Source organism: Roseburia sp. AM23-20 (genome assembly GCF_003470905.1).
GTDB classification, from domain to species: Bacteria; Bacillota; Clostridia; order Lachnospirales; family Lachnospiraceae; genus Roseburia; species Roseburia rectibacter.
Map to the genome: position 1 here is coordinate 25,649 of NZ_QRHS01000037.1, position 276 is coordinate 25,924.

A 276-nucleotide genomic window follows, 5' to 3' on the forward strand; every position below is an offset into this window, starting at 1 on the left:
TATCTAAAAATTTTATAAATGGGACCTATAGGGCTCGAACCTATGACCCTCTGCTTGTAAGGCAGATGCTCTCCCAGCTGAGCTAAGATCCCATATTTAAACGACCCAAGCGGGACTCGAACCCGCGACCTCCGCCGTGACAGGGCGGCGCTCTAACCAACTGAGCCATTAGGCCATTGAAGTTAGTACCTTCAAAACTTCATACAGAACTCCGATTTTATTTGGTCAAGCCCTCGATCGATTAGTAACAGTCAGCTCCACACGTTACCGTGCTTC

2 tRNA genes are annotated in these 276 nt (G+C 48.2%); both read right to left on the reverse strand.

Features of this window, described 5'->3' with window-relative positions:
* Nucleotides 1-19: 19 nt before the first annotated feature.
* A tRNA-Val gene (locus tag DW650_RS18260) sits at nt 20-92 on the reverse strand.
* Between the two features lie 9 nt (nt 93-101).
* Nucleotides 102-175 (reverse strand) — tRNA-Asp (locus tag DW650_RS18265).
* Between the last annotated feature and the right edge of the window lie 101 nt (nt 176-276).